We start from the raw sequence: 3,577 nt of genomic DNA, 5'->3' as shown, positions 1-3,577 counted from the left end.
GCTGCTCTTCCGATATAGTTGGGACTTAGCTGGAATAGTGGGAAGCAAAGATGATGAGAAAGCGGCGAGACACCTGAGACAAAACTGTTTGGTGGGAGCAAGCCGATGGGGACAAAAGTGGGGGTATAATGACCTGCCAGAGGACGTGATCGAAAAAATGGTAGAGGCAATAGCAGCAGCAGACCCCCAAATAGAAATACTATTAGATCTAGATTGCCCAGCTTGCAGTCACCATTGGCAGGTAATGTTAGATATAGTTTGGTTTATTTGGAAAGAAATCAGTGCCAAAGCCCAGAGGATTCTCCAGGAAGTTCACCTGCTAGCCCGGTTTTATGGATGGCGAGAGGCGGATATCTTATCTATGAGTACGCTCCGACGACAATATTATTTAAGTTTAGTGGGCTAATGGCAGATTTATTTACCAGACTGGCAAGACGGACCTTGGGTTTAATGCCCGTAGTGCAACCCCGAATAGCTTCGCGGTTTGCTCCGGAAGAGGCGATGGCCAGTGAAAATGCCAATCTAGAAATACCTAGCCTGTTTGAGGAGGATCGGAGTTTAAGGTCACAAGAAAAAGAGAAAAGGGACAGAGAAAAAAACGCGATCACACCAACAAATGAGCCAACCACAAATGAGCCCATCACTACTGACCTTCAGTTAGGGAGAAGGGAGGAAATTCAAGAGTTGGTAGGTAGAGAAAAGATTGGGGAGAGAAGCAGAGGGATAGAGTTAGAAGGACTACAAAGGGTAGAAAGTAACTCGGGAGATGTAACAGACAAAGAAAATTCACTTGGAGAAAGGGTAACGAAGGAAGGGAGAGAGGTAGAAAAAAGAAGAGAAGTAAAAGAAATTTCCAGAGAAAATCCAGGGGCAATCGCTTCGGAAGAGGGAGAATATAAACGGTCTGCCAAGCCTTTAAACCCCAAAGAGTTAGGGAAGAACAAGGAGAGCAATTTTCCAACAGAAGAAGTCTCAAAGTCCGGTCGAGCAACCAGGGAAATTGAGAAAAAAGTAAGCTCGGAAGAGGGGGTAATTCGAGGAAATGAATCAGACTCTGGAGAGTTAGAAAGTCCTGAAAGAAGGAAAGGGTTAAACAACAGGAAAAAAAACGCGATCGCACCAGGCGCACCAGGGGAAGACCTTACTCCACGGGACGTGGTATCAAGAAACGTGAACCCACCAGCAGTGGAAAGAGTTAGAGAGTTAGAAAGTCAAACTCCTAACACTAGAGAAGTAAAACAGTTGGGGAGAAATGAGCAGAACGATTCCCCAATAAAAGACGTTTTAAGGTCGGTTCGAGAAACTAGAGAGGTCGGCCAAAACCCTAGCTCGGGAGACGGGAAAAGTGGAGGAAATGAGGTAGATTCTAGAGAGTCAAAAAAATCTGTAAATCCAGATCGACCATCGGGCAAGATACCGCCAAGGACATTCACAGCCAAGCTCTTCTCAAGAAACCAAGAAAAGTCAACGGAGTCAGTCAGGGAGACCGCCCCCTCCCAACCCGTTACTGAGGGGAAAGTGGACTCAAGGACGGTGAAGTCCCTAGAACTTGAGAAAGGAATAGACTTAGAAAGTCCTTTGAAGTCAAGGAGAGTCAAAGATCCAGACTCCAAGGAATTCTCGACAAAAAGCACGAATATACCACAGCCGAGAAACGCGATCGCTTCCAAGACGAGAGGGAAAGTACAGTCGGAAAATCAGCTAACCGCACCAGGGTTTTCCAACCAAGAATCAGAAACTAGTCTGCCCCTCTTGGAACAAGAAAACCGAAGAGCCTTAAAGGGGATAGAGGATGGGGTCAAATTATCATCGAGACGAGAAGACCAGTTGAGTCAGTTGGCAGCAGAAACAGCGGACGCGCGAGTAGAAAAAGGGGGAGAAACGGGAAAAACCGAAACAGACAGACCTGTAAAATTAGAAGACAATCTAATCGGGAACAATCCCTTAGATTTATTAGAGTCAAAGCTAGTAGAAGAACGGAAAGCATCCATAGCCTCGACACCCACTATTCAGGTTACCATAGGTAAGATAGAAGTCCGAGGAACTAAACCAGCGGTGAAACCTGTTCAGCAATCCCGTAGGATGCAGTCAACCGTTTCAAGTCCAAGGCTTTCCCTAGATGAATATCTTAAGCACCGCAATGGAAGGAACATATGAGTAGCTCGCAGGCGATCGCTGGGGTGACAATAATGCTAGAGTTCCTAATTAAGGAAGGAGCACTCCAAGAATTAGGCAGTGGAACTCTAGAAATAGTCACAACAAAACCTCTAGACGAAGCCAGAAAAGAAGGGCAGGAAAAAAATCAGATTAACATCTTTCTTTACCAAACTAATCCCAATAGTGCCTGGCGCAATTTAGATATGCCGAATAAGGTCAAACCAGGAGAAACAGGTAAACCCCCATTGGCATTAAATCTATATTATTTGATTACAGCTTACGGAAAAGATAACGAAGATACCGAAAGCCAAACTTTGCTCGGGGTAGCCATGCGCGTCTTGCACGACCATCCCTTAATCCGAACCTACGATATTGACAGGGCAATTGCCAAAAAACCGGGATTCATAGACCTGGGATTATTAGACGAATCAAAAAAAAAGCTGCTTGAGGATAGTAATCTGGCAAATCAGATCGAACGAATTAGCGTAACACCTAATAACCTATCCATAGAAGAGATATCGAAGCTATGGGGGACATTTCAGACCCAATATCGCATTTCCGCTGCTTATAAAGTCTCTGTGGTATTAATAGAAAGCCAGATTCCAGTCAAAACCCCACTGCCAGTATTGAGTCGCGGTGCTGACGACCGGGGTCCCGGTTCTCAGACAGGTACGATACCGCCCTTACCTAGTCTGACAGCCATCAAACTACCACAGAATCAATTTTACTTTACAGTAGGGAAGGATTTGATTCTTGAGGGGTATAACCTGGAAAACAGCAACGAAGTCCACTGCGGACATCCCCATCTAGAAAATCCGATTGTACTGACAAACCTAGAAGAGGTTTCGGCCACTCAGATCAGGGTAACCCTTGACGGGAGTATGCAGTGGCTAGCTGGATTTTATACTGTGACAGTACATGTCCAGGAGAGCGATCGCACTCGGATAACGAATTCCATGACTTTTCCCTTAGTCCCAGAGGTAACAGCAATTACTTACCCGGATCGAGGGAATCGCTTAACCTTAACCTGCAACCCAGCGGTGAAAGAAGGACAAGAGGTTGCTTTGTTACTCGGAGATCTAGCTATTCCTTACCAATTTCCAACACCAAAAAGCGATCGCCTGACCTTCAATGTCAGTAAAGTCACGCCAGGAACCTATGTCGTGCGTTTGCGGGTAGATGGTGTAGATAGCGTCCCCATCGACTTCACAAAACAGCCACCTCAGTTTAAAGAAGACCAGAAGGTAACAATAGAAAAATTCTCTAGCTGATTTTAGTCTAATCAGGTACACACGATTTTTTTTAACCCTCTTCTATCATAGCTGTTACGTCTTCCCACTTCCCTACTCCCTGCTCCCTGCTCCCTACTCCCTGCTCCCTGCTCCCTGCTCCCTGCTCCCTGCTCGCTGCTCCCTAAAAC

The 3,577-nt window shown here is 45.8% G+C and carries 3 protein-coding genes; all 3 read left to right on the top strand.

All coding sequences use genetic code 11. The features are described from left to right. On the top strand, window positions 1–406 hold a 406-nt coding region (locus F6K52_RS34015; protein ID WP_364421089.1), incomplete at its 5' end, for a hypothetical protein. Beyond that, on the top strand, window positions 406–2,157 hold the full coding sequence (locus F6K52_RS34010) for a hypothetical protein (protein ID WP_293089256.1): 1,752 nt from the start codon (window positions 406–408) through the stop codon (window positions 2,155–2,157). The genes F6K52_RS34015 and F6K52_RS34010, both read left to right, overlap by 1 nt. Further along, entirely contained in the window at window positions 2,154–3,428 is a 1,275-nt protein-coding gene (locus tag F6K52_RS34005) for a DUF4255 domain-containing protein (RefSeq protein WP_293089252.1), read from the top strand. The genes F6K52_RS34010 and F6K52_RS34005 overlap by 4 nt, the downstream gene beginning before the upstream one ends. The last annotated feature ends 149 nt before the right edge of the window (window positions 3,429–3,577 follow it).

The sequence above is a fragment of the Moorena sp. SIO3H5 genome (assembly GCF_010692395.1).
Lineage (GTDB): Bacteria > Cyanobacteriota > Cyanobacteriia > Cyanobacteriales > Coleofasciculaceae > Moorena.
This window is presented reverse-complemented; position numbering and strand designations above follow the sequence as displayed.

Bases quoted from the DNA above. Each gene is read 5' to 3' on its own strand.
- F6K52_RS34005 (WP_293089252.1), top strand. From the start codon at position 2,154: ATGAGTAGCTCGCAGGCGATCGCTGGGGTGACAATAATGCTAGAGTTC.
- F6K52_RS34010 (WP_293089256.1), top strand. From the start codon at position 406: ATGGCAGATTTATTTACCAGACTGGCAAGACGGACCTTGGGTTTAATG.